This is a genomic window from Duganella sp. CF402, from assembly GCF_900109645.1.
GTDB lineage: Bacteria > Pseudomonadota > Gammaproteobacteria > Burkholderiales > Burkholderiaceae_D > Rugamonas.
Genome location: NZ_FOBG01000004.1, coordinates 337280 through 363206, shown reverse-complemented (window position 1 = coordinate 363206; position 25927 = coordinate 337280). Strand labels below are relative to the sequence as shown.

Here is a 25927-nt window from a genome sequence, read left to right as displayed (position 1 = left end):
AAGGCTGCACATGATGATCAAGACAAAATTCGCACTCGCTGCGCTGATGGCGGCTTTGGCCGCCGCACCAGCCGGCGCCACCCAGCACCACAAGAAGAACAGCGCCAGCAAGACCACCACGTCGAGCAAGGCCAAGAGTACCAAGTCGACCAAAGCGACCAAGGCCAGCAAAGGCAAGAGCACGGCCAAAGCCTCCGGCAAGGGCAAGGCGGTGGCCGCCGCTGCCGCAGTGCCGGCGCTCAAGGTCGCATCGGAACGCTGGCAGGACCGCCAGTTCGACAACCTGAGCAACCAGTTCCTGAACGCGCTGTGGCGCATCGATTCGGAAAGCGCCATCTACGCCGGCAAGTACGATACTGCCGCCACCCTGACCGTGTTCGACAAGGCCGAGCAGGACAAGGAACTGGCCTTCATCGATGAATGGAAGGGCAAGCTCACCGCAGTCAACGCCAGCAAGCTGTCGGCCAAGCAACGCACCGACCTGGGCCTGCTGATTAACAAGCTCGACAGCGACCGCTTCCGCCTGACCACCCTGCGCGAGTGGGAATGGAATCCGGCCAGCTACAACGTCGCCGGTCCGCTCGACCTGATCCTGAATACCGAATACGCGGCCCAGCCGCAGCGCCTGCGCACGCTGCTCAAGCGCATCGCCAGCATTCCGGCTTACTACGAGGCGGCGCGCGCCAACATCGTCAATCCGACCCGCGAACACACCCGCCTGGCGATCAAGCAGGCGCCCGGCGTGCAGACCGTGCTGACCGAGGTGGACAAGGTGGCGCAAGCGTCCATCCTGACGCCGGTGGAGAAGCAGTTGTTCACCCAGCGCGTGAATGCGGCGCTGAACGCGGTCGATGGCTATGTCGCGTTCCTGACCGAGATGGACAAGCAGATGGACACCAAGGGCCGTCGCAGCTTCCGCCTTGGCAAGGAATTGTATGAGCAGAAGTTTGCCTACGATATCCAATCGGCCAGCACTGCCGAGCAGACTTACCAGAAAGCGCTGGCGGCGCGCGAAGACCTGCTGGCTAATATGGACAAGCTGTCTGACGAGCTGTGGGACAAGACGATGGGCGGCGCCGCCAAGCCAACCGACCGCTTTGCCAAGATCGGCATGGTGATCGACAAGCTGTCGGCGCGCCACGTGGCGCGCGAGGACTTCGTCAACGAGATCAAGCGCCAGATTCCGACTTTGCAGGATTGGGTCACCAGCCACAACCTGCTGACGCTGGATCCGAACAAGCCGCTGGAAGTGCGCGCGACGCCGGCCTATGCGGCGGGTGTGGCCGGCGCCAGCATCGATGCGCCGGGACCGTATCGTCCGCAGGACCGCACCTGGTACAACGTGACGCCGCTCGATGGCGCCACGCCGGAAGCGGCCGAGAGCAGCCTGCGCGAATACAACCACTGGATCCTGCAAATCCTGAATATTCACGAAGCGATTCCTGGCCACTACGCGCAGCTGGTGTATGCCAACCGTTCGCCGTCGATCGTGAAGTCGATCTTCGGCAATGGTGCGATGGTGGAAGGCTGGGCGGTGTACGGCGAACGCATGATGCTGGAGTCCGGCTACGGCGACAATGCGCCGGAGATGTGGCTGATGTATTCCAAGTGGAACCTGCGCAGCGTGACCAACACTATCCTCGATTACAGCGTGCACGTGCTGGGCATGACGGAAGAGCAGGCGATTGATCTGCTGACCCGCCAGGCGTTCCAGACGCGCAGCGAGGCGGTTGAAAAATGGCACCGCGTGCAGGTGTCGTCGGTGCAGCTGACCAGCTATTTCAGCGGCTACAGCGAGATCATGGAACTGCGCGAGCAGCGCAAGCAGCAGTTGGGCGCAAAGTTCAACCTGAAGGAATTCCACGAGCAATTCCTCAGCTACGGCAGCGCGCCGGTACGCGTGATCAAAGGCCTGATGACGCAGTAGTCCTGCGCTGGCTCAAAGCGATGGGCATGTGATTCGATACGATGGAGAACGGCTGTGGCACAGCCGTTTTCTGCTACGATCAAATCCGGGAGGTATCATGACCATGCCCATCAAATTCGATACACGTGAGTACGCCAAGACATTGGCGGAGGCAGGCGTACCGCAGGATCAAGCCGATGCACACGCGCAAGCACTACTTGCCGCACTCTCCGAAGGCACTGTTACGCCGGGTGAAGTCGTGGTTCTCAAAGCAGAAGTCATGGCCCGGATAGACGCCCTAAAAGCAGAAGTCATGGCCCGGATAGACGCCGTAAAAGCAGAAGTCATGGGCCGGATAGACGCCGTAAAAGCAGAAGTCATGGCCCAGATAGACGCCGTAAAAGCAGAAGTCATGGCCCAGATAGACGCCGTAAAAGCAGAAGTCATGGCCGAGATAGTCGCGCTAAAGCATCAGCTTCAAGTGCTCAAGGTACGTGTTGACGCAAAATTCACTATTGTTTTTTGCATGCTCGGCGTGTCGTTCGCCTTGCATGCCGTCACTATTGGCATGCTCTGGAGAATACTGGACCGTTTGCCCTAGATCAGGCTTTTTCTTCGGGGGCGGTGGAGATGCGGACGAACAGGGGGGCGACCAGCAGGCCCAGTTCGAACAGCAGGCACATCGGGATGGCCAGCGAGAACATCGAGACGGCATCCGGCGGCGTTACGATCGCCGCAATCACGAAGGCACCAACGATGGCGTAAGGACGAATCTCTTTCAGCTTGGCCACCGTCACCAAGCCCATGCGCACCAGGATCACCACCACCACCGGCACCTCGAACGTCGCGCCAAACGCCAGGCACATCGACATCACGAAATCGAGATAGTTCTCGATATCCGGCGTCACCGCAATCGACTGCGGCGAGAACTCGGCGATGAACTGGAACACCCGCCCAAACACCAGGAAATAACAGAACGCCACGCCGGACATGAACAGCACCGACGAGGAAATCACCAGCGGCGCGATCAGCCGCTTCTCATGCGTGTACAGGCCGGGCGCCACGAAGGCCCACAGCTGGTACAGCACCCACGGCAAGGCCAGGATGATGGCAATCACCAGGGTCACCTTCATCGGCACCAGGAACGGCGAAATCACGCCGGTGGCGATCATCTTCGAGCCCACCGGCAGCGAGCGGATCATCGGCTCGGCAATGATGTCGTAGATGCGCGATGGCCCCGGCCAGATCATCAGGCCGATACACATGATCGCAATGCCGATCGAGGCCTTGACCAGGCGGTCGCGCAGTTCGATCAGGTGAGAGATAAAGGTCTCTTCGCCCGGATTAGGAGTCGTCATTTAAAAGAAGGAGCTAGTGGTAGGGCTGCGCGGACGGAAGCGGGCCACCCGCGCCGCGCCCGACGTCACATGCAGCTTGCCGCCGTGGCGCTGCTTGTACCAGTTGGGAATGGCCGAGTTGCGCACCAGCTTCTTGCGGCGGAACTCGCGCGCCTTGCGCGACACATCTTCCGTGCTGACATGGCTGAACGACACCGGCTCGTACGACGGCGGATTATCGTTGAACGCTTCCTCCACCTCGGCTACGTTCTTCGAAATCGAGTTTTCCACGTCCGACTTGATGGCCTGGGCCGCGTCCTGCACATCCTTCTGCAGATTGCGCAGTTCTTCCAGCTCGATTTCGCGCGAGACCTCGGTTTTGACTTCGTTCAGGTAGCGCTGGGCGCGGCCATACAGGGTCCCGGCCATGCGCGCCACCTTGGGCAGCTTTTCAGGACCGATGACGACCAGCGCAACCACGCCGATGACAGCAAGTTTGGTAAGACCGAGATCGATCATAAGAAAAGGCTACTTACTTCTTCTCTTTCGTGTCGACGTCGATGGTGCCCGGTGCCGGAGCGGCTGGCTTGTCTTCGTCCGCACCTTTCACGCCATCCTTGAAACCCTTGACGGCCTTGCCGATGTCCGAACCCATGTTGCCCAGCTTTTTGGTGCCGAAAACCAGCATCACGATCACCAGAACGATCAACCAGTGCCAAATACTAAAAGAACCCATCATATTCCCCTAAATTCGTTGATTCCGGAACTGCTGCCACAGTATAAGCGAAGCGCAGTCCCTACGGTAAAAGTAGTCAGCCGCCGGCTTAACGCTGGCCGCGCCAAGGATGGGCGCCGCCGATTACGTGCAGATGCAAATGGTACACCTCCTGCCCGCCATCCGGCCCACTGTTGATCAGCGTCTTGTAGCCGCGCACCGGCGCACCGCCAGCATCATAGCCCACAGCGCAGCCAGCTTCCTCTGCCAAGCGAGGGGCCAGCGCCAGCATCTTGCCCAGCAGTTCAGGCTCAGCCGCCGCATCCTGCAAGGTGGCGAAATGTTTCTTCGGAATCACCAGCAGGTGTACCGGCGCGGCCGGATTGATGTCCTTGAAGGCCAGCAGGTCGTCATCTTCGTAAACGGTGGTCGAAGGGATTTTCTTTTCGGCTATTTTGCAAAAGATGCAGTTTTCCACGCGGAGGCTCCGATTATTCTTTACGGGATGCTTTTTCCTCGATGCCGGACACGCCCTCGCGGCGCGCCAGTTCGTCGAGCACTTGCTGCGGCTTCAGGTCGAACTGGGCCAGCAGCACCAGCGTATGGAACCACAAGTCAGCCACTTCGTACAGCACCTTGCCGCTGTCGCCGCCGGCGCGCGCATCCTTGGCAGCCATCACGGTCTCGGTGGCTTCCTCGCCGATCTTTTTCAGGATGGCGTCGTCCCCCTTGGAAAACAGCTTGGAGGTGTAGGAGGTGGCGGGATCGCCGCCATTGGCCGGCTTGCGTGATTCGATCACGTCGGCCAGGCGGTCAAGAACGGTGCTCATTTGCCTGCCTTGTAAATGTCGTTGGGATCTTTCAGTACCGGCTCGGTGTTCTGCCAGTCGCCTTCATGCTCGTCGCCTTCGAACTTCTGGAAGAAGCAGGAATGGCGGCCGGTATGGCAAGCGATGCCACCGGCCTGCTCGATTTTCAGCAGCACCACGTCTTCATCGCAGTCGAGGCGGATTTCCAGCACTTTCTGCGTGTGGCCGGACTCTTCGCCCTTGTGCCACAGCTTCTTGCGCGAACGGCTCCAGTAGACGGCCTCGCCCAGCTCGACCGTCTTGGCCAGCGCCTCGCGGTTCATCCAGGCGAACATCAGCACGTCGTTGCTGCCCGCTTCCTGGGCGATGACCGGCACCAGGCCGTGCTCGTCCCACTTAATTTTTTTCAACCAGGCCGCTTTCGGCTGGATGCTTGGAGTACTCATTTCTATTCTCTTAAACCAGGCGCATCGGAATGCCCTGTTGTGCCATGAAACGCTTGGCTTCCTGCACCGTGTGCTGGCCGTAGTGGAAGATGCTGGCTGCCAGCACCGCGTCGGCCTTGCCCAGCTTGACGCCGTCGGCCAGGTCTTGCAAGCCGCCCACGCCGCCCGAAGCGATCACCGGGATGCTGATGGCGTCCGACACGCCGCGCGTCAGGCCCAGGTCGAAGCCGGACTTGGTGCCGTCCTTGTCCATGCTGGTCAGCAGGATTTCGCCCGCGCCCAGCTGTTCCATCTTCCTGGCCCACTCGATGGCGTCGATGCCGGTGGCCTTGCGGCCGCCGTGGGTGAACACTTCCCACTTGCCCGGCGACACCTGCTTGGCGTCGATCGCCACCACGATGCACTGCGAGCCGTGCTTCTGCGAAGCGTCGTACACCAGCTGCGGATTCGACACTGCCGACGAATTCATGCTGACCTTGTCCGCGCCGGCATTCAGCAGGCGGCGCACATCGGCCACCTCGCGCACGCCGCCGCCCACGGTCAGCGGAATGAAGACCTGCGACGCCACCGCCTCGATGATGTCGAGGATCAGGCCGCGGTTGTCGCTGGTGGCGGTAATGTCGAGGAAGGTCAGCTCATCGGCGCCCTGCTCGTCGTAGCGGCGCGCGATTTCCACCGGGTCGCCGGCATCGCGCAGCTCGGTGAAGTTGACGCCTTTGACGACGCGGCCATCGGTCACGTCGAGGCAGGGGATGATGCGTTTAGCCAGCATTATTCTTCCGTATCTTCTTCGAGCAAGTCACCGCTCAACTCATCGGCACGTTCCTGTGCCGAGGCCAGGTCGATGGTGCCTTCGTAAATCGAACGGCCGCAGATCACGCCTTCGATGCCTTCGTCCTGCACCGCACACAGCGCTTCCACGTCAGCCAGGTTGTGCAGGCCGCCCGAGGCGATCACCGGGATCTTCACGGCTTGCGCCAGCTTGACGGTGGCTTCGATGTTGACGCCGCCCATCATGCCGTCGCGGCCGATGTCGGTGTAGATGATCGATTCCACGCCGTAGGCTTCGAATTTCTTGGCCAGGTCGATCACTTCGTGGCCGGACATTTTGCTCCAGCCATCGGTGGCAACCTTGCCGTCCTTGGCGTCCAGGCCGACGATGATGTGGCCAGGGAAAGCGCCGCACGCATCGTGCAGGAAGCCCGGCTCTTTCACGGCGGCGGTGCCGATGATGACGTAGGTGATGCCGGCGTCCAGATAGCGCTCGATGGTGTCGAGGTCGCGGATGCCGCCGCCCAGTTGCACAGGGATCTCATCGAGGTCGTTCTCTTCCGCGAAGTCCTGCACCGCTTTCAGGATGGACTTGATGGCAGCCTCGTTCTTTGGCTTGCCGGCGAAGGCGCCGTTCAAGTCAACCAGGTGCAGGCGGCGCGCGCCTTGCTTCAGCCAATGCAGGGCCATCTCGGCCGGATCTTCGGAGAATACGGTGGCGAGTTCCATATCGCCCTGTTTGAGGCGAACGCAGTGACCGTCTTTGAGGTCGATAGCAGGAATGAGCAGCATGATGGTTTAAGTTAAAAATTAAAAAAAGAAATCAAGGGTTCCAGTGGACAAAGTTTTTGTACAGCTGCAGTCCGGTCGCGGCGCTTTTCTCCGGATGGAACTGGGTCGCAAAAATATTATCACGGGCCACGGCGCAACTGAACGGCGCACCGTAGACAGTTTGGCCGACAGTGTGCGCCGACTGCTCCGGCTGGGCGAAATAGCTGTGCACGAAGTAGAAGTAGGCGTTATCCGGAATATCCTGCCACATCGGATGAGACGCCGTTTGCTGGACTTGGTTCCATCCCATCTGCGGGACTTTGAAACGCGAGCCGTCGTCCTGCAGCTGGCCGTCCAGCTGGAAGCGCACCACCTTGCCAGGCAACAGGCCCAGGCCGGCGGCATTGCCTTCCTCACTGACATCAAACAGCATTTGCTCGCCGATGCACACTCCCATAAGAGGTTTGCTGCGCGACGCCGCCAGCAGCGCTTCCTGCACGCCGGATTCGCGCAAGCTGCGCATGCAGTCCGGCATGGCGCCCTGGCCGGGCAGCACGATGCGGTCGGCCGATTCGATATCGGCCACTTCACCGGAAATCAGCACATTGGCTTCCGGCGCCACGGCGCGCAGGGCCTGCGCAACCGAGCGCAGATTACCCATGCCGTAATCAACTACTACGATTTTTTTCATAATGATGATTTACAGGGTGCCCTTGGTCGACGGGATGGTGCCGGCAGCGCGCGGGTCCAGCTCGGACGCCATGCGCAGCGCGCGGCCGAAGGCCTTGAACACGGTCTCGCACTGGTGGTGGGCGTTGGTGCCACGCAGATTGTCGATGTGCAGGGTCACCAGCGCGTGGTTGACGAAGCCGCGGAAGAATTCCAGCGTCAGGTCAACGTCGAAGGTGCCGATCATCGCACGCGTGAACGGGATGTGATATTCGATGCCTGGGCGGCCCGAGAAGTCCAGCACCACGCGCGACAGCGCCTCGTCCAGCGGGACGTAGGAATGGCCGTAGCGCACGATGCCTTTGCGGTCGCCGATAGCCTTGGCCACCGCCATGCCCAGCGTGATGCCGACGTCTTCCACCGTGTGGTGGTTGTCGATGTGGATGTCGCCGGTGGCCTCGACTTCGAGGTCGAACAGGCCGTGGCGGGCGATCTGGTCCAGCATATGGTCGAGGAAAGGCACGCCGGTATTCAGTTTCTGTTTGCCGGTGCCGTCCAGGTTGATGGATACGCGGACTTGCGTCTCGTTGGTGTTACGGATGATTTCTGCGGTGCGGTTCATGAAAAGCTCGCGATGGTGTCAGGCTGCCTGCGATGCGGCGAAGGCATCGAGGAAGGTGGAATTTTCTTCCGGGGTGCTCACGGTAATACGTAAACAATTGGTCAGCACACTGTGCATTTTACTCACATTTTTGATTAATACCTTGTGAGACAGCAGTTTTGCGTGGATGGCGTCGGAATCGGGCACGCGAATCAAGATAAAATTCGCCGCCGACGGAAACACCTCCACGCCCGGCATGGCCGCCAATGCAGCCGTCAGATCGGCGCGTGCGGCGCGCAACGCGGCTGCCTGCTGGTTCAGCACCTCCACGTGGTCGAGCGCGAATTCGGCCGCAACCTGGGTCAGTACGTTGATGTTGTAAGGAGGCCGCACTTTGTCGAATTCCGCCAGCAGTTGCGGCGCCGCCGACATGTAGCCGAGGCGAATGCCGGCCAGTCCCAGCTTGGACACGGTACGCATCACCACCAGATTCGGAAATTCAGGCAAGCGATTCATAAATGTCTGCTGCGCGAACGGCTCGTAGGCCTCATCGACGATGGCAAGACCGAAACCGTCCAGCGCATTGATGATGGCGACGATGTCCTCTTCCGCGAACAGGTTGCCGGTGGGATTATTCGGGAAAGATAAAAATACCAGCGCCGGCTTGTGTTCCTTGATCGCCGCCAGCATGGCCGGCAGGTCCAGCGTCATGTCGGCCTTGAGCGGCACGCCGACGTAATCCATGCCGGCGAATTGCGCCGAGCGCTGGTACATCACGAACGACGGCGTCGGCGCCACCACGGCGGCGCGGCGGTCCTGCATGGCGCAGGCCATGCACAGGATCGAGATCAGCTCATCCGAGCCATTGCCGAGGATGACGTCATAGCCGGTCGGTACGCCCAGCTTGTCCTTGATGCGCTGCTTGATGGTGCTGTAGGCGGCCGCCGGGTAGCGATTCAGCGCCACGTCGGCCAGTCGCTGAGCCAAGTCCTCCCGCAGATGATGCGGCAGGTGGTAAGGGTTCTCCATCGCATCCAATTTGATAAAACCACTCGCATCAGCGACGTGGTAGCTGGCGACAGCTCTGACGTCGGGGCGGATGGTGCTGTTGATCAGCGTGGCGATGGGGGACATCTTACTTGGGCTCCTATGAGTTGATGGAACTTCGGGGTTTCTTGGGTTTCTTTGGCGGCGGCGCCGGCACCTCCGGCATCGCCAGACGCTCGGCGATGATGGCGCAGTATTCCGGATTCAGTTCGAAGCCGACGTAATTGCGGCCGGTACGCTTGGCGGCAATCGCCGTCGTACCGCTGCCCATGAACAGGTCCAGCACCACGCCGTCCGGCGGGCACGAGGCCTTGACCATGCGCTCGATAATCTCCAGCGGCTTTTGCGTGGGATGATCGGCGCGCTCCGGATGCTCACGGTGCAGGCGCGACACGCTCCACACATCTTTCGGGTTGTAGCCCACTTCCAGCCATTTCGCACCGATGAAGATGGAGCGCGTGCGGGCTTTCTTGGTCTCGGCATCGTACGGAATACGCACTGCGTCGAGATCGAAGTAGTAGTCCTTGCGACCGACGAAGAAGCCGACGGTGTCATGTACCGACGAGAAGCTGCGCACGCTGCCGCCCATCGATGGCACACGGCGGTCCCAGATAATTTCGTTCATCATCGTCATGCGCTTTTTCAGCATGACGAAGATCTCCGGCGAAAAACGCCAGGTCAGGAAAATGTACAAGCTGCCGTTGGGCTTGAGCTTGGGCAGGGCGGCGTCTATCCACTGCTCGGTCCAGCGCAGGTATTCATCTACCGTTTGCTGGTCCGAGGCATTGCCGTAGTCCTTGCCGAGGTTATACGGCGGGTCAGTCAGAATCAGGTCGATGGAACCATCCGGGATGCGCGCCAGACCGGCCAGCGCATCCTCACAGAAGACCTGATTAAGCCATTCACTCATTTGAGGCGCAGCTCCGCGCTGCGGGCGTGTGCCTGCAAGCCTTCACCGTAAGCCAGTTCGGCCGCGACCTTGCCCAGCGTTTGCGCGCCGGCTTCGCTGACGTGAATGATCGACGAGCGTTTCTGGAAATCGTACACGCCCAGCGGCGACGAGAAGCGCGCAGTGCGCGACGTCGGCAGCACGTGGTTAGGACCGCAGCAGTAGTCGCCCAGCGATTCGGACGAGAAGCGGCCGAGGAACATGGCGCCCGCGTGGCGGATCTTGTCGGCCCATTGCTGCGGCTCGACGGCGGAGATTTCCAGGTGTTCGGCGGCGATGCTGTTGGCGATGGCGCAGGCTTCGTCCATGTCGCGCACTTTGATGAGCGCACCACGGTCGCGCAGCGAGGTCTTGATGACTTCCTGGCGCGGCATGGTTGGCAGCAGCTTGGCGATGCTGGCTTCCACCTTGGCGATGTAGTCGGCGTCTGGGCACAGCAGGATGGCTTGCGCCAGCTCGTCGTGCTCAGCTTGCGAGAACAGGTCCATCGCCACCCAGTCAGGATCGGTGGTGCCGTCGGCGACGATCAGGATTTCCGACGGGCCGGCAATCATGTCGATGCCGACGGTGCCGAACACACGGCGCTTGGCCGAGGCCACGTAGGCGTTGCCCGGGCCGACGATTTTATCGACGGCTTGGATGGTCTCGGTGCCGTAAGCCAGTGCGGCCACGGCTTGCGCGCCGCCGATGGTGATGACGCGCGTGACGCCGGCGATTGCCGCAGCGGCGAACACCATCTGGTTCTTCACGCCGTCCGGCGTTGGCACCACCATGATGATTTCTTCCACGCCGGCGACGTGCGCTGGAATGGCATTCATCAGCACCGACGATGGGTAGGCGGCTTTACCGCCGGGGACATAAATGCCCACGCGGTCCAGCGGCGTAACGCGCTGGCCCAGCACCGTGCCATCGGCCTCGGTGTAGGTAAAGCCGTTCAGTTCCTGCTTCTGGCGTTCGTGGAACACGCGTACGCGGTGTGCTGCCACTTCCAGCGCCTTGCGTTGCGCTTCAGGGATGGCAGCCAGCGCGGCTTGCAGTTCTTCCTGCGATACGTCCAGCGCCGCCATGCCGGTGGCGCCGCCGTTTGGAATGCGGTCGAAGCGATTGGTGTATTCGAGGACGGCGGCATCGCCGCGTGCTTTCACGTCAGCGAGGATTTTGCCGACCGCGCCTTCAATCGCGTCGTCGGTGCTGGCTTCGAAGGCCAGCAGGGTGTCCAGGCGCTGTTTGAAATCAGCCTGGCTGGAATCGAGCTTGGTAATCATTTTTTGGATGCGCGTTCAAATGCTTCGATAATCGGTTGCAGGCGCTCGCGCTTCATCTTCAGTGCTGCTTGATTCACGATCAGGCGCGACGAAATATCCATGATGGCCTCGACCTCTTTCAGGTCGTTGGCGCGCAGCGTGCCACCGGTGCTGACCACGTCGACAATCGCATCCGACAGGCCGACCAGCGGCGCCAGCTCCATCGAGCCATACAGCTTGATCAGGTCAACGTGCACGCCCTTCTTGGCGAAGTGCGCGCGCGCCGTCTCGACGAACTTGGTGGCCACGCGCAAGCGCGCGCCCTGGCGCACGGCGGTCTCGTAATCGAAGCCGTTGCGCACCGCGACCGACATGCGGCACTCGGCGATATGCAGGTCGATAGGCTGGTACAGTCCTTCGCCGCCGTGCTCCAGCAGCACATCCTTGCCGGCCACGCCGAAGTCCGCCGCGCCATGCTGCACATAGGTCGGCACGTCGGTGGCGCGCACGATCAGCACGCGCACGTTAGGATCGTTGGTCGGCAGGATCAGCTTGCGCGAAGTTTCCGGATTCTCGGTGACGGTGATGCCCGCTGCTTCCAGCAGCGGCAGGGTGTCTTCGAAAATGCGGCCCTTCGACAGCGCAAGAATCAGCTGCTGGGAGTCGGCTTGGAAGGAGCTCATGATTTATTTGATTCGCTTGATGTTGGCGCCTACGGCGGAGAGTTTGACTTCCATCTGGTCGTAGCCGCGGTCCAGGTGATAGATGCGGTCGATCAGCGTTTCACCGCGCGCAGCCAGGCCGGCGATCACCAGCGAAGCAGATGCACGCAAGTCGGTCGCCATCACAGGCGCGCCAACCAGCTGTTCCACGCCTTTGATAAAGGCGGTGTTGCCATCGGTTTCAATTTGCGCGCCCAGGCGGTTCATCTCCTGGACGTGCATGAAGCGGTTTTCAAAAATGGTTTCCGTCACGCGGCTGGCGCCTTCGGCGATGGTATTCACCGCCATGAATTGCGCTTGCATGTCGGTCGGGAAGCCAGGGTATTCGGTGGTGCGGAAGGTCACGGCGTGCGGACGCTTGTCCATCTGCGCGCGGATCCAGTTGTCGCCGATAGTCAGCTGCAGGCCGATCTCGCGCAGCTTGTCCAGCGCGGCATCCATGATGTCGACACGGGTGTTGCGGATGGTGATGTCGCCGCCGGTGGCCGCAACGGCGCACAGGAAGGTCGCCGCTTCGATGCGGTCCGAGATCACAGCATGCTTGGCGCCATGCAGTTCGCTCACGCCTTGAATCACCAGGCGGTTGGTGCCGATGCCTTCGATCTTGGCGCCCATCGCCACCAGCAGGTTGGCGAGGTCAGTTACTTCCGGTTCGCAGGCGGCGTTTTCCAGCACGGTCTCGCCTTCGGCCAGGGTGGCGGCCATCAGCAGGTTCTCGGTGCCGGTCACGGTGATCATGTCGGTGACGATGCGCGCACCTTTCAGCTTGGCGCACTTGGCATAGATGTAGCCGCCTTCCACGGTGATGTCGGCGCCCAGCGCCTGCAGACCCTTGATGTGCTGGTCGACCGGACGCGAACCAATCGCGCAGCCGCCCGGCAGCGACACCTTGGCTTCGCCGAAGCGCGCCAGCAGCGGGCCCAGTACCAGGATCGAGGCGCGCATGGTTTTCACCAGGTCGTATGGCGCTTCCAGCTTGGTGATGGCGCTGCCGTTCAGGGTGACCTTGTCGCCGTCCTGCGTGACTTTCAGGCCGGTCTCGCTCAACAGCTTGAGGATGGTGGACACGTCGTGCAGGTGCGGCACGTTGGACAGCTCGACGTCGCCGGAGGTCAGCAGGCCCGCGCACAGGATAGGCAGTGCCGCGTTCTTGGCGCCGGAGATGGTGATGTCGCCTTGCAGGCGGTTACCGCCTTGAATCAGAAGCTTGTCCATGCTTATCCTTGGAATTCGTCAGGGGTGAGGGTTTTCATCGACAGCGCGTGGATTTCTTCACGCATGCGGTCGCCCAGTACGGCATACACCAGCTGGTGGCGCTGGATAGGGCGCTTGCCGGCAAACGCCGGCGACACGATCACGGCCTGGAAATGCTGGCCGTCGCCCTCCACTTCGAGGTGGGTGCATTCGAGACCGGCCGAGATGTAGCCGTGGATGAGTTCTGGAGTAGTAGGCATGATGAGTCCTTGAATTTAGTGGCGCAAACGATAACCGCTGCGCAGCAAACGAATCGCCAGGAACGCCAGCACCACCAGGAAGGCCGCAACAATGGCCACGCTCACCAGCGGATTGACGTCGGACTGGCCGAAGAAGCCGTAACGGAAGCCGTCGATCATGTAGAAGAACGGATTCAAATGCGATACCGCCTGCCATACCGGCGGCAGCGAATGGATCGAGTAGAACACGCCGGCCAGGAAGGTCAGCGGCACGATCAGGAAGTTCTGGAACGCGGCCAGCTGGTCGAATTTCTCGGCCCAGATACCGGCGATCAGCCCCATCGTGCCGAGGATGGCGGCGCCCAGCAGCGCGAACACCACGATCCACAGCGGCGCCGCGAACGACAGGTGGGCGAACCACGCGGTCACGAAGAACACGCCGCAGCCAACCACGATGCCGCGCACCATCGCCGCGATCACGTAGGCCGAGAAAATCTCCCAGTGCGACAAAGGCGTCAGCAGCACGAACACCAGGTTGCCGGTGATCTTGGACTGGATCAGCGAGGACGACGAGTTGGCGAAGGCGTTCTGCAGAACGCTCATCATCACCAGGCCCGGAATCAGGAACGAGGTGTAGCTGACACCATCATAAACGTTGACGCGGCCTTCCAGCACGTGGCCGAAGATCAGCAGGTACAGCATGGCGGTCAGGATAGGCGCAGCAATCGTCTGCGTCGCTACTTTCCAGAAGCGCAGGGTCTCCTTGAAGACCAGGGTGCGGAAGCCGGCGGAGAGGAAGTTCATACGGTACCCTTGTCCATGATCTGCAAGAAGATATCTTCCAGATCCGCTTGTTGCAGTTGCATTTCGTCGATCACGGCACCCGACTCGCGCAGGCGTTTCAAAATCTGTTCGACTTCAGCGTATTCGTTGATGCGCAGGCTGTACTTCTTGCCGTGCTCCGAAGCTTCCGGGTGCGTAACCAGATGGCGCAGGTCATCGCTGATGTCGCCGTGCGTCAGGTTGACGATCAGCTGCGAACCGGAAATGCGGCGGATCAGCGACGCCATCGAGTCCAGCGCCACCACCTTGCCCAGTTTGAGCATGGCCACGCGCTTGCACATGGCTTGCGCTTCTTCGAGGTAGTGGGTGGTCAGCACCACGGTGTGGCCTTCGCGGTTCAGGCGCGAAATGAATTTCCACAGCGTCTGGCGCAGTTCGACGTCGACGCCGGCAGTCGGCTCATCGAGCACGATCACGGGCGGCTTGTGCACCAGCGCCTGCGCCACCAGCACGCGGCGCTTCATGCCGCCGGACAGCGCGCGCATATTGGTGTCGGCCTTGTTGGTCAGGTCGAGGTTGTGCATGACCTCGTCGATCCACGCATCGTTGTTTTTCAGGCCAAAGTAACCGGATTGCAAGCGCAGGGTCTCGCGCACCGTGAAGAACGGGTCGAACACCAGTTCCTGCGGCACCACGCCCAGCGCCTTGCGGGCGGCGCGGAAATCGCTGACCACGTCGTGGCCGTGGATCTTGACCGTGCCGGCATCCGGACGGATCAGGCCGGCGATGATGGAAATCAGGGTGGTCTTGCCGGCGCCGTTAGGCCCCAGCAGGCCGAAAAACTCGCCCTCTTCAATGCTGAGGGACACGCCGCCCAGTGCCTGGAGCGACTTGTAGCGCTTCTCGACATTGCTAATTTGGATCGCTGTCATTCTTGACTTATCTATAAGGTTGCGGCGGCAGGGCCGGCGCGCGGGAAGATGCTGCGGAACGCCACGGCGCTACGGCTGCGGCAACGTTCAATTATATTGGAAATTCAATCGGTCCGAGCCGGACCGGGGATTTAGGCAGTTATTACTGCCTGGCGGCGGGGTGGGGCGGAGGTCAATGGTGGTGGTGGGAGGCGGAGTCGCCTTCCACGGCGGTCTTCTTGGTGAAGAACGATTCCGGTGCTTCCACCGGCGAGAACTCGTCGGCTGCCGGGTTGCGGTAGGCGACGCCTTCCGAGTCAAGCTTGACGTCGGTCGGGAACAGCAGCGAGCACACGCCGTACAGCTTGGTCAGGCTTTGCAGCGCCGGCGGCAGGTTTTTCAGCTGCAGCTGGACGCCGGTCTGCTGCGCGGCGCGTTGCCACGCCAGCATGACCGACACCGCCACCGAATCCACCGTCAACACATGGCGCAGGTCGAACGTGGTCTGGCCGGCCTTGAGGGCGGCAAAGCCGCGCTCCAGCGCCGCAGTGGCGTTGAGCACGGTCAGGGACGTAAGCGACTGCAGGTTGTCGATAGGTTCGGTAACGGCGTTCATGATGTTGTTACTTCGGTGCGTTGGTTTTCAGCGGCTTGCTGGCGAGTTTCTTGTTCTTCTCGGTCAGCGCCTTGATCAGGCCGTCCATGCCGCCTTTCGAGATTTCGGAAGCGAACGTGCCTTTGTAGGTCTCGACCAGCCACGCGCCCAGCACGTTGATGTCGTAGATCTTCCAGCCTTGCGGGCCCTTGGCGACGCGGTAGTTCAGCGGAATCGGTTCGCCACGGGTCATGTTGACCTGCGAGCGCACTTCGACTTCGGTGTCATCCGGTGCGGCGCGCAGCGGCTTGAACTCCACGGTTTCGTTCTTGATCTGCGACAGCGCGCCCGAGTAGGTGAACACCAGCAGCGAACGGAACTGTTCGGTCAGGGCTTTTTGCTGCTCCGGGGTGGCGTCGCGCCAGAAACGGCCGGCCGCCAGTGCGGTCATGCGCTGGAAATCGACGTACGGCAGGATCTTGGTTTCCACCAGGTCGATCACCTTCTTGGTGTCGCCGGCCTGGATGGCCTTGTCGGTCTTGGCGGTGTCGATCACATCCTGGCTGATGCGCTTGACCAGCGCATCCGGCGCCTCGTTGGCAGGCACGGCGGCGCTGGCGTTGAACGCCACGGCGACAGTTGCTAAAGCGATAAATTTTTGAATGAAGTTCATCTTTTGTATGCCTTATGAGTGGTTCTTCGGGTCACTGGCTGTCAGGTTTTGCAGCCGGTGTGCCGGAGTTTAACTCTTTTGGGGCCGATTCGGATGACACGGGTGCGGAAGTTTCCGCGTCGTCATCTTTTTTACGCTTGCTCGATGGGCCGTCGCCGTCCGGGTGGATCTGGCTTTCGCGGCGCTGCATATAGCCGTCGCGCAGGAATTCATACCGGTCCAGGGCGGCGTCTTCCAGCAGGGTGGAAGCGTCCAGCAAGCCGGCGCGGGTATCGATCACGCGCAGCGCGGTGCCCATATTGCGCACGTTGGTCGGCTCCTTGTAGCGCCAGATGTCGCCCGAGATATCGACCGGCAGGGCGACGGTGTCGCGCACCGTCGACGGGCCCAGCAGCGGCAGCACCAGGTACGGGCCGGATTCAACGCCCCACACGCCCAGCGTCTGGCCGAAGTCTTCCTTGTGTTTCGGCAGACCGGCTTCCGAAGCGATGTCGAACAGGCCGACAATGCCCAGGGTCGAGTTCAGCGCAAAGCGGGCCACGTCCGACATGCCGTCCGAGCCTTTGCCTTGCAGCAGGTTGTTGACCGCGCTCCAGGCGTCGCCCAGGTTGCCGAAGAAGTTGTTCACGCCGGTCTGCACGAAGCTCGGGGTCACGTTCTTGTAGGCGGTGGCCACCGGTTTCAGCGCGTATTCGTCAACCTTATCGTTGAAATTGAACATGGCGCGGTTGTAGCTCTCGTACGGATCGCGCGGGTTGGGACCGGCGCAGCCGGCCAGCATCACGGTGACGCCCAGCGCCAGCGCGGCCTGGCGGAATTTGGTGGTACGGATCATTTATCGTCCTTTCCTTCGGCGGCTTTGCTGTAGATGAACTGATTGATCAGGTCTTCCAGCACCGCTGCCGACTGGGTGCGGGCGATCTTGTCGCCAGCCGCCAGGTTGTTGGTGTCGCCGCCGGCTTCGATGCCGACGTACTGTTCGCCCAGCAGGCCGGCGGTCAGGATCTTGGCCGAGCTGTCTTTAGGGAATTTGTAACCTTCTTCCATGTTCAAGGTTACCAGCGCCTGGTAGCTCTTGTCATCAAACTTGATCTCTCCCACACGGCCGACCACCACGCCCGAGGCTTTCACTGCCGCTTGCGGGCGCAGGCTGCCGATGTTGTCGAACTTGGCGGTGACGGCGTAGCTCTTGCCGAAGGACAGCGAACCCATGTTGCCGGCCTTGAGCGCCAGGAACATCAGCGCAGCCACGCCGACAACGATGAACAGACCGACCCAGACATCCAGAGATTTGCGTTGCATATTATTCTTCCTCAGTTTCTTAATCTTTGCAGTTTGCTGCTTATTTGCTGCTTATTTGCTGAACATCAGCGCCGTCATCATGAAGTCCAGCCACCAGATCATCAGCGACGAGATCACGACCGTGCGGGTGGTGGCGCGCGCCACGTCTTCCGGAGTCGGCTGGGCTTCGTAGCCCTGGTACAGGGCGATGAAGGTGATGGCGATGCCGAACACCACGCTCTTGGCGAAGCCGTTGAAAATATCCTTGTAGATATCGACGCCACCCTGCATCTGCGACCAGAAGGCGCCGTCGTCGACGCCGATCAGCTGCACGCCGACCAGCCAGCCGCCCAGCACGCCCACAGCGCTGAACACCGACGCCAGCAGCGGTACCGACAGCGCGCCGGCCCAGAAACGCGGCGCCAGCACGCGCTGGATCGGGTTCACGGCCATCATTTCCATTGCCGACAACTGCTCGCCCGCCTTCATCAGGCCGATTTCGGCGGTCAGCGAGGTGCCGGCACGGCCGGCGAACAGCAGCGCGGTGATGACCGGGCCCAGTTCGCGGGTCAGGCCCAGCGCCACCAGCAGGCCCAGCGATTGCTCGGCGCCGTATTTGTTCAGCGTGTAATAGCCCTGCAGGCCCAGCACCATGCCGACGAACAGGCCGGACAGGGTGATGATGAGCATCGAGTAATTGCCGATGAAATGCAGCTGCTCGACCACCAGGCGCGGACGCTTGAGCAGGCCCGGCGACAAGCCCAGCATGGCGCCGAAGGTGCGCGCGCCGAAGCCGATACTTTCAACATAGTCGCGCAGCGGCGCGCCCAGCTTGGACAACCAATTCTTCACACTCATACTTGCACTCCCAGGCCCAGGTCATCGGCCAGGGACTTGCCTGGATAGTGGAACGGCACCGGGCCGTCCGCTTCCGCGTTGACGAACTGCTTCACATACGGGTCGGTCGACACCAGCATCTCGGCCGGCGTGCCGCTCGCGACAATCTTGCCTTGCGACAGGAAATAAACATAGTCGGCGATGGCGAAGCTTTCCTTGACGTCGTGCGACACCAGCACCGTGGTCGAGCCCAGCGCCGTATTCAGGTTGCGGATCAGGTTGGCGGTGACGCCCATCGAGATCGGATCCAGGCCGGCGAACGGCTCGTCATACATAATCAGTTCCGGGTCCAGCGCGATCGAGCGCGCCAGCGCCACGCGGCGCGCCATGCCGCCCGAGATCTCGCCCGGTTTCAGCTTGGCGGCGTTGCGCAAGCCCACGGCTTGCAGCTTCATCAGCACCAGGTTGCGGATCAGCTCTTCCGGCAGGTCGGTATGCTCGCGCAGCGGGAAGGCGACGTTTTCGAAGACAGTCAGGTCGGTGAACAGGGCGCCATGCTGGAACAGCATGCCCATTTTGCGGCGCAACAGATACAGGCCGGCGGTATTCAGCTTGTGCACCACCTGGCCCTGGACCTTTACATGTCCCTTCTGCGGGCGCAACTGGCCGCCGATCAGGCGCAGCACAGTGGTCTTGCCGGAACCGGAGCCACCCATGATTGCAATCACCTTCCCGCGCGGGAAGTCCATGTTCAAGCCCGACAGGATCGCCCGCTTGCCATAGGTGAAGTGTAAATCACGGATTTCGACTAGATTAGCCACGACTGAACTCATTTTTTGGAATGCCGTATTGTAGTGCAGAAAGGTCAATCTCTGCTTGGAGCGCCCCGAAAGGGGTAGGGTAAGTGGCAGATAATACAACACTACTGAACCCCAAGTCAGTAATTTACACCGGGCACTAAATGTTACATTCTTGCGGTGCAGCAGATGGTACTTTCAAAAAAAAACCGGATACGGTCGGGGATCGCCCATCCGTACCCGGCAGGGAGTCAGGCTGTGCCTGAGCGCCGTGTCTAAAGATTAACGCGGCAACTCGGAACTGCCCATCAGGAACTCGTCGACCGCGCGCGCGCACTGGCGGCCTTCGCGGATCGCCCACACCACCAGCGACTGGCCGCGGCGCATGTCGCCGGCGGCAAATACCTTGGCTGCGGAAGTTTTGTAGCAGCCTTCACCATCGGTGCTGGCCTTGGCGTTGCCGCGTGCATCTTTTTCAACTGCGAAAGCGTCCAGGATGTTGGCCACCGGCGAAACGAAGCCCATTGCCAGGAACACCAGGTCGGCTTTCATTTCGAATTCCGAATTCGGCACTTCGCTCATCTTGCCGTCTTTCCATTCGACGCGGCAGGCGATCAGCTTTTCAACCTTGCCGCCCTTGCCTTCCAGGCGCTTGGTGGCCACGGCCCAGTCGCGCTCGCAACCTTCTTCGTGCGAGGACGAGGTGCGCAGCTTGGTCGGCCAGTATGGCCAGACCAGCGGCTTGTTCTCCTGCTCCGGTGGCATCGGCATCAGTTCAAACTGGGTCACCGAGGCGGCGCCGTGACGGTTCGAGGTGCCCACGCAGTCGGAACCGGTGTCGCCGCCGCCGATCACCACCACGTGCTTGCCGGTGGCTTTGATCTGGTCTTTCAGCTTGTCGCCGGCGTTGACTTTGTTTTGCTGCGGCAGGAAGTCCATCGCGAAATGCACGCCCTTCAGCTCGCGGCCCGGCACAGGCAGGTCGCGCGGCTGCTCGGCGCCGCCGGCCAGCACTACCGCGTCGAATTCCTTCTGCAGGTCTTCAGGGAAGATGGTTTCCTTGGCCCAGTTGTTGACGTTGGCCGGGAAGTCCTTGCCGATCAGGACCGAGGTGCGGAAGGTCACGCCTTCGGCTTCCATCTGCTTGACGCGGCGGTCGATGTGCGACTTTTCCATCTTGAAGTCTGGAATGCCGTAGCGCAGCAGGCCGCCGATGCGGTCGGATTTTTCAAACACGGTCACAGCGTGGCCGGCGCGCGCCAGCTGCTGGGCTGCGGCCAGGCCGGCAGGACCGGAACCGACCACGGCGACTTTCTTGCCGGTTTGCTTGGCTGCAGGCTGGGGAATGACCCAGCCGTGTTCCCAGCCTTCGTCGATGATCTTGTGCTCGATCGACTTGATGCCGACCGGCAGTTCGCTGATGCCCAGGGTACAGGCGGCCTCGCACGGCGCCGGGCAGATGCGGCCGGTGAATTCCGGGAAGTTGTTGGTCGAGTGCAGGGTGTCCAGCGCCTCGCGGTAGTTGCCACGGAAGACCAGGTCGTTCCAGTCCGGGATGATGTTGTTGACCGGGCAGCCGTTGTTGCAGAACGGGATGCCGCAATCCATGCAGCGCGCGCCCTGTACCTTGGCTTGCTCGTTGGTCAGCGGAATGACGAATTCCGCGTAGTTTTTCAGGCGCGTCGCTGGCGGCAGATAGCCTTCTTCCTGACGCTGGAATTCCATGAAGCCGGTGATTTTACCCACGATATTTTTCCTTCTTAATCTTTAGAGCCGTCGTCCCGGCGCAGGCCGGGATCCAATGCATTAGATTCCGGCCTGCGCCGGAATGACGGTAGTGGCGTTGTTTTAGGCAGCGATCGGTTGAGCGGAAGCGGCTTCGTTTGCCACGTCTTCGGCCATCTCGGCCAGTGCGCGTTTGTATTCGCTTGGGAATACTTTCACGAACTTGCCACGGCTCTCGGCCCAGTTATCGAGCAACAGGCGGGCACGGGTGCTGCCGGTGTGCTTGAAGTGACGCTCGATCAAACGCTTCAGGATCACTTCGTCCGACTCGCGGCCGATATCCTTGTGCTGGATGTGCCAGGTTTCGCTCTGCGCCGCCTGCTCTTTGGTGGTCAGCACCGGCTCCAGCGACACCATCGAGGTGTTGCAGCGGGTTTCGAAATCACCATCCGGATCGTAGACGTAAGCGATACCGCCCGACATGCCGGCCGCGAAGTTACGGCCGGTGCTGCCCAGCACCACCACGGTACCGCCGGTCATGTATTCGCAACCGTGGTCGCCGGTGCCTTCGACGATGGCGGTGGCGCCCGAGTTACGCACAGCGAAACGCTCGCCGGCCACGCCGTTGAAGAAGGCTTCACCAGCAATCGCGCCGTACAGCACGGTGTTACCGATGATGATGTTGTTCACCGCCCAGCCACGGAACTCGGTGTTCGGACGCACGATGATGCGGCCGCCCGACAGGCCCTTGCCGACGTAATCGTTACCCTCGCCCACCAGGTCGATGGTGATGCCGTGTGCCAGGAAGGCGCACGCCGACTGGCCGGCCGTACCTTGCAGCTGGATGTGGATGGTGTCGTCCGGCAGGCCGGCGTGACCGTAACGCTTGGCCACTTCGCCCGACAGCATGGTGCCGACGGTGCGGTTCAAGTTCTTCACCGGCGAGATGAACGACACGCGTTCGCCTTTTTCCAGCGCTGCTTTCGCTTGCGCGATCAGCTTGTGGTCCAGTGCCTTGTCCAGGCCGTGATCCTGTTCCATCGTGTGGTAGATGGAATCGCCGTTCGGTACTTCCGGCGAGTAGAAGATGTTGCTGAAGTCCAGACCCTTGGCTTTCCAGTGCGAGATCGCCTTGGATTTGTCCAGCAGGTCGACACGGCCGATCAGCTCGTCGTAGGTGCGGATACCCAGTTGCGCCATCAGCTGACGCGCTTCTTCGGCAACGAAGAAGAAGTAGTTCACGACGTACTCAGGCTTGCCCGAGAATTTGGCGCGCAGCACCGGATCCTGGGTCGCAACGCCGACCGGGCAGGTGTTCAGGTGGCATTTACGCATCATGATGCAGCCTTCCACCACCAGCGGTGCGGTGGCGAAGCCGATTTCGTCGGCGCCCAGCATGGCGGCGATGACGACGTCGCGGCCGGTACGCATCTGGCCGTCTGCTTGTACACGAATCCGGCTACGCAGGCCGTTCAGCACCAGCGTTTGCTGGGTTTCAGCCAGGCCCAGCTCCCACGGGGTGCCGGCGTGCTTGACCGAGGACAGCGGCGAAGCGCCGGTGCCGCCGTCATGGCCTGCGACCACCACGTGGTCGGCCTTGGCCTTGGTCACACCGGCGGCCACGGTGCCGATACCGACTTCCGACACCAGCTTGACCGAGATCGAAGCGCGCGGGTTGGCGTTCTTCAGGTCGTGGATCAGCTGTGCCAAGTCTTCGATCGAGTAAATATCGTGGTGCGGCGGCGGCGAAATCAGGCCCACGCCCGGCACCGAGAAACGCAGGGTGGCGATGTATTCCGACACCTTGTGACCCGGCAGCTGGCCGCCTTCGCCCGGTTTTGCACCTTGCGCCATCTTGATCTGGATCTGGTCGGCCGAGTTCAGGTAAGCAGCGGTCACGCCGAAACGGCCCGACGCCACCTGCTTGATGCGCGAGCGCAGCGAGTCGCCTTCCTGCAGCGGAATGTCGACCACCATCTGCTCTTTGCCCATGACCGAAGCCATCGTCTCGCCCTGCTTGATCTTGATGCCCTTCAGTTCCATCGTGTAGCGCGATGGATCTTCGCCGCCTTCGCCGGTGTTCGACTTGCCGCCGATGCGGTTCATCGCCACTGCCAGCGTGGCGTGGGCTTCGGTCGAGATCGAACCCATCGACATGGCGCCGGTAGCGAAACGCTTGACGATTTCCTTGGCTGGTTCGACTTCGTCCAGCGGAATCGCCTTGGTCGGATCGATCTTGAACTCGAACAGGCCGCGCAGGGTCAGGTGACGCTTGCTCTGGTCGTTGATGATCTGTGCGTACTCTTTATAGCTGGAGAAGTTGTTGGCACGGGTCGAGTGTTGCAGCTTGGCGATCGCGTCCGGAGTCCACAGGTGATCTTCACCACGCACGCGGAAGGCGTACTCGCCGCCGGCGTCCAGGTGGTTGGCCAGCACTGGGTCGTTGCCGAAGGCCAGGTTGTGCAGGCGCAGCGCTTCTTCCGCCACTTCAAACACGCCGATACCTTCCACGTTGGACGCGGTGCCCTTGAAGTATTTGTCGACCAGCGACTTGTTCAGGCCGACGGCTTCGAAGATCTGCGCGCCGCAGTAGGACATATAGGTCGAGATACCCATCTTCGACATGACCTTCATCAGGCCCTTGCCGATCGCCTTGGTGAAGTTGTAGATGGCTTTTTCTGCCGACATATCGCCCGGCATGCCTTGCGCCATTTCGGCCAGGGTTTCCATCGCCAGGTACGGGTGGATCGCTTCCGCGCCGTAGCCGGCCAGCAGGGCGAAGTGGTGGGTCTCGCGAGCCGAGCCGGTTTCGACCACCAGGCCGGTCGAGGCGCGCAGGCCTTTGCTGACCAGGTGCTGGTGGATGGTCGAGGTCGCCAGCAGGGCCGGGATCGCCACGCGGTCAGGGCCGACCGAGCGGTCCGACACGATCAGGATGTTGTGGCCGGATTTCACCGCATCGACGGCTTCCGCGCACAGCGAGGCCAGGCAGGCTTCGACGCCTTCCTTGCCCCATGCCAGCGGGTAGCAGATGCCCAGTTCGTACGACTTGAACTTGCCGCCGGTGTGCTGGCTGATGTTGCGCAGGCGCTCCATGTCGTCGAAGCCGAGGATAGGCTGCGACACTTCGAGACGCATCGGCGGGTTGACGTTGTTGGTGTCCAGCAGGTTAGGCTTAGGACCGATGAACGACACCAGCGACATCACCATCGCTTCGCGGATCGGGTCGATCGGTGGGTTGGTCACCTGTGCGAACAGCTGCTTGAAGTAGGAATACAGCGGCTTCAGCTTGTTGGACATGACGGCCAGCGGCGAGTCATTGCCCATCGAGCCGGTGGCTTCTTCGCCTGCGGCGGCCATCGGCGCCATCAGGAATTTCAGGTCTTCCTGGGTGTAGCCGAACACCTGCTGACGGTCCAGCAGCGACGGCACGGCTTTTTCGCCCTGCGCGGTCTTGTCCTTGGCGCGGTTGTGCGCCAGCTGGCTTTCGCTCAGCTTGATTTCGTTCAGCTTGATGCGCACCGCGTTAATCCATGCCTTGTATGGCTTGGCATTGGCGTAGGTGTCTTTCAGCTCTTTGTCGTCGATGATGCGGCCGGCTTCCAGGTCGATCAGGAACATCTTGCCCGGCTGCAGGCGCCATTTCTGGATGATTTTCGATTCAGGAATCGGCAGCACGCCCGATTCCGACGCCATCACCACCAGGTCGTCGTCGGTGACGATATAACGCGCAGGACGCAGGCCGTTACGGTCCAGCGTACCGCCGATGTAGCGGCCGTCGGTGAAGGCCAGGGCGGCCGGGCCGTCCCACGGTTCCATCATGGCAGCGTGGTATTCGTAGAAGGCGCGGCGGTTGTCGTCCATCGTGCCGTGGTTTTCCCACGCTTCCGGCACCATCATCATCATCGCCTGGGCGATCGGGTAGCCTGCCATCAGCAGCAGTTCCAGCGCGTTGTCGAAGCAGGCGGTGTCCGACTGGCCTTCGTAGATCAGCGGGAACAGCTTTTGCAGGTCTTCACCCAGCACGGCCGATTTCATCACGCCTTCGCGGGCGCGCATCCAGTTGAAGTTGCCGCGCACGGTGTTGATCTCGCCGTTGTGCGCCAGCAGGCGGTACGGGTGGGCCAGCGGCCATTCAGGGAAGGTATTGGTCGAGAAGCGTTGGTGCACCAGCGCCAGCGCCGACACGCAACGCGCATCTTGCAGGTCTTTATAGTACACGCCCACCTGGTCAGCCAGCAACAGGCCCTTGTAGACGATGGTACGGGCCGACAGCGAGGCCACGAAGAATTCTTTGCCGTGGATCAGTTTCAGCGCCTGGATGGCGTGGCCCGACGATTTGCGGATCACGTACAGCTTACGTTCCAGCGCGTCGGTCACCATGATGTCGGCGCCGCGGCCGATGAAGATCTGGCGGATCACCGGTTCTTTGGCGCGCACGGTCGGCGACATCGGCATGTCGAGGTCGACCGGCACATTGCGCCAGCCCAGCACGATCTGGCCTTCGGCGCGCACGGCGCGCTCGATTTCCTGTTCGCAGGCGATGCGCGAGGCGTTTTCCTTCGGCAGGAACACCATGCCCACGCCGTATTCGCCTGGCGGCGGCAGTTCCACGCCTTGCTTGGCCATCTCGTCGCGGTAGTACTGGTCCGGGATCTGGATCAGGATACCGGCGCCATCGCCCATCAGCGGATCGGCGCCGACGGCGCCCCGGTGATCGAGGTTCTTCAAGATCAGCAGACCCTGTTCCACAATCGAGTGACTCTTGTTGCCCTTGATGTGGGCGACGAAACCGACGCCGCAGGCATCGTGTTCATTGGAAGGATCGTAAAGACCTTGGGCTTTCATGGCTAAACTCCGGACTAATTGGCTCGAAGACCAAGATTAGTGCAATGCAGCGTAAAC

28 protein-coding genes are annotated in these 25927 nt (G+C 61.3%); 2 read left to right on the top strand and 26 right to left on the bottom strand.

What is annotated here, in order from left to right; genetic code table 11:
* Positions 1-13 precede the first annotated feature (13 nt).
* Both BMZ70_RS26055 and BMZ70_RS26050 read left to right on the top strand, forming a co-directional pair.
* Positions 14-1927 carry a DUF885 domain-containing protein gene (locus BMZ70_RS26055; RefSeq protein WP_092281180.1) on the top strand — a complete coding sequence of 638 codons (1914 nt, stop codon included), beginning with the start codon at positions 14-16 and terminating at the stop codon, positions 1925-1927.
* Positions 1928-2024: 97 nt separating this feature from the next.
* Complete coding sequence (locus BMZ70_RS26050; RefSeq protein ID WP_092281015.1) at positions 2025-2507, top strand: hypothetical protein; 483 nt, start codon at positions 2025-2027, stop codon at positions 2505-2507.
* Position 2508: 1 nt separating this feature from the next.
* Here the strand turns inward: BMZ70_RS26050 and tatC are convergent, their stop codons facing one another.
* The 26 genes from tatC to BMZ70_RS25920 form a co-directional block, all read right to left on the bottom strand.
* Positions 2509-3264 carry a twin-arginine translocase subunit TatC gene (tatC, locus tag BMZ70_RS26045; protein ID WP_092281013.1) on the bottom strand — a complete coding sequence of 252 codons (756 nt, stop codon included), beginning with the start codon at positions 3262-3264 and terminating at the stop codon, positions 2509-2511.
* Positions 3265-3762, bottom strand: coding sequence for a Sec-independent protein translocase protein TatB (gene tatB, locus BMZ70_RS26040; RefSeq protein WP_092281011.1), 498 nt, complete (start codon positions 3760-3762; stop codon positions 3265-3267).
* Positions 3763-3775: 13 nt separating this feature from the next.
* Entirely contained in the window at positions 3776-3979 is a 204-nt protein-coding gene (gene tatA, locus BMZ70_RS26035) for a Sec-independent protein translocase subunit TatA (protein WP_072783665.1), read from the bottom strand.
* A gap of 88 nt (positions 3980-4067) precedes the next feature.
* Positions 4068-4436, bottom strand: coding sequence for a histidine triad nucleotide-binding protein (locus BMZ70_RS26030; RefSeq protein ID WP_092281009.1), 369 nt, complete (start codon positions 4434-4436; stop codon positions 4068-4070).
* 13 nt (positions 4437-4449) lie between these two features.
* On the bottom strand, positions 4450-4788 hold the full coding sequence (locus BMZ70_RS26025; protein WP_092281007.1) for a phosphoribosyl-ATP diphosphatase: 339 nt from the start codon (positions 4786-4788) through the stop codon (positions 4450-4452).
* Positions 4785-5213 (bottom strand): phosphoribosyl-AMP cyclohydrolase, encoded by a 429-nt coding sequence (gene hisI / locus BMZ70_RS26020; RefSeq protein WP_092281005.1) that lies wholly within the window; start codon positions 5211-5213, stop codon positions 4785-4787. The genes BMZ70_RS26025 and hisI overlap by 4 nt, the downstream gene beginning before the upstream one ends.
* 10 nt (positions 5214-5223) lie before the next feature.
* Positions 5224-5985, bottom strand: coding sequence for an imidazole glycerol phosphate synthase subunit HisF (gene hisF / locus BMZ70_RS26015; protein WP_092281003.1), 762 nt, complete (start codon positions 5983-5985; stop codon positions 5224-5226).
* Complete coding sequence (gene hisA, locus BMZ70_RS26010; RefSeq protein WP_092281001.1) at positions 5985-6776, bottom strand: 1-(5-phosphoribosyl)-5-[(5-phosphoribosylamino)methylideneamino]imidazole-4-carboxamide isomerase; 792 nt, start codon at positions 6774-6776, stop codon at positions 5985-5987. Before hisA ends, hisF begins: the two co-directional genes overlap by 1 nt.
* Before the next feature lie 31 nt (positions 6777-6807).
* The gene (gene hisH, locus BMZ70_RS26005; protein ID WP_092280999.1) at positions 6808-7446 is read right to left on the bottom strand and encodes an imidazole glycerol phosphate synthase subunit HisH; all 639 of its coding nucleotides are present in this window, start codon (positions 7444-7446) and stop codon (positions 6808-6810) included.
* Positions 7447-7455: 9 nt separating this feature from the next.
* A complete protein-coding gene (gene hisB, locus BMZ70_RS26000; protein ID WP_092280997.1) occupies positions 7456-8046 on the bottom strand; it encodes an imidazoleglycerol-phosphate dehydratase HisB in 591 nt (196 codons plus the stop codon).
* Between the two features lie 18 nt (positions 8047-8064).
* A complete protein-coding gene (gene hisC, locus BMZ70_RS25995) occupies positions 8065-9159 on the bottom strand; it encodes a histidinol-phosphate transaminase (RefSeq protein WP_092280995.1) in 1095 nt (364 codons plus the stop codon).
* A gap of 13 nt (positions 9160-9172) precedes the next feature.
* Positions 9173-9982, bottom strand: a complete 810-nt coding sequence (locus tag BMZ70_RS25990; RefSeq protein WP_092280993.1) for a DNA-methyltransferase — start codon at positions 9980-9982, stop codon at positions 9173-9175.
* Positions 9979-11286, bottom strand: coding sequence for a histidinol dehydrogenase (gene hisD / locus BMZ70_RS25985; protein ID WP_373922563.1), 1308 nt, complete (start codon positions 11284-11286; stop codon positions 9979-9981). Before hisD ends, BMZ70_RS25990 begins: the two co-directional genes overlap by 4 nt.
* A complete protein-coding gene (gene hisG, locus BMZ70_RS25980; RefSeq protein WP_092280989.1) occupies positions 11283-11948 on the bottom strand; it encodes an ATP phosphoribosyltransferase in 666 nt (221 codons plus the stop codon). Before hisG ends, hisD begins: the two co-directional genes overlap by 4 nt.
* A 3-nt stretch (positions 11949-11951) precedes the next feature.
* On the bottom strand, positions 11952-13202 hold the full coding sequence (murA, locus tag BMZ70_RS25975; RefSeq protein ID WP_092280987.1) for a UDP-N-acetylglucosamine 1-carboxyvinyltransferase: 1251 nt from the start codon (positions 13200-13202) through the stop codon (positions 11952-11954).
* 2 nt (positions 13203-13204) lie between these two features.
* Entirely contained in the window at positions 13205-13441 is a 237-nt protein-coding gene (locus BMZ70_RS25970; RefSeq protein WP_092280985.1) for a BolA family protein, read from the bottom strand.
* A 15-nt stretch (positions 13442-13456) separates the two neighbouring features.
* Positions 13457-14224: an ABC transporter permease gene (locus BMZ70_RS25965; protein ID WP_092280983.1), complete on the bottom strand. Its 768-nt coding sequence runs from the start codon at positions 14222-14224 to the stop codon at positions 13457-13459.
* Complete coding sequence (locus BMZ70_RS25960) at positions 14221-15135, bottom strand: ABC transporter ATP-binding protein (RefSeq protein ID WP_092280981.1); 915 nt, start codon at positions 15133-15135, stop codon at positions 14221-14223. Before BMZ70_RS25960 ends, BMZ70_RS25965 begins: the two co-directional genes overlap by 4 nt.
* 172 nt (positions 15136-15307) lie before the next feature.
* A complete protein-coding gene (locus BMZ70_RS25955) occupies positions 15308-15730 on the bottom strand; it encodes an STAS domain-containing protein (protein WP_175500822.1) in 423 nt (140 codons plus the stop codon).
* 7 nt (positions 15731-15737) lie between these two features.
* Positions 15738-16382 (bottom strand): MlaC/ttg2D family ABC transporter substrate-binding protein, encoded by a 645-nt coding sequence (locus BMZ70_RS25950; protein WP_092280978.1) that lies wholly within the window; start codon positions 16380-16382, stop codon positions 15738-15740.
* Positions 16383-16413: 31 nt separating this feature from the next.
* Positions 16414-17217 carry an MlaA family lipoprotein gene (locus BMZ70_RS25945; protein WP_092280976.1) on the bottom strand — a complete coding sequence of 268 codons (804 nt, stop codon included), beginning with the start codon at positions 17215-17217 and terminating at the stop codon, positions 16414-16416.
* Entirely contained in the window at positions 17214-17684 is a 471-nt protein-coding gene (gene mlaD, locus BMZ70_RS25940; RefSeq protein WP_092280974.1) for an outer membrane lipid asymmetry maintenance protein MlaD, read from the bottom strand. Before mlaD ends, BMZ70_RS25945 begins: the two co-directional genes overlap by 4 nt.
* A 51-nt stretch (positions 17685-17735) precedes the next feature.
* Positions 17736-18521, bottom strand: coding sequence for a lipid asymmetry maintenance ABC transporter permease subunit MlaE (mlaE, locus tag BMZ70_RS25935; protein WP_092280972.1), 786 nt, complete (start codon positions 18519-18521; stop codon positions 17736-17738).
* Positions 18518-19333, bottom strand: coding sequence for an ABC transporter ATP-binding protein (locus tag BMZ70_RS25930; protein ID WP_092281178.1), 816 nt, complete (start codon positions 19331-19333; stop codon positions 18518-18520). The genes mlaE and BMZ70_RS25930 overlap by 4 nt, the downstream gene beginning before the upstream one ends.
* 246 nt (positions 19334-19579) lie before the next feature.
* On the bottom strand, positions 19580-21043 hold the full coding sequence (locus tag BMZ70_RS25925; RefSeq protein WP_092280970.1) for a glutamate synthase subunit beta: 1464 nt from the start codon (positions 21041-21043) through the stop codon (positions 19580-19582).
* Between the two features lie 102 nt (positions 21044-21145).
* Positions 21146-25870, bottom strand: a complete 4725-nt coding sequence (locus BMZ70_RS25920) for a glutamate synthase-related protein (protein ID WP_092280968.1) — start codon at positions 25868-25870, stop codon at positions 21146-21148.
* Between the last annotated feature and the right edge of the window lie 57 nt (positions 25871-25927).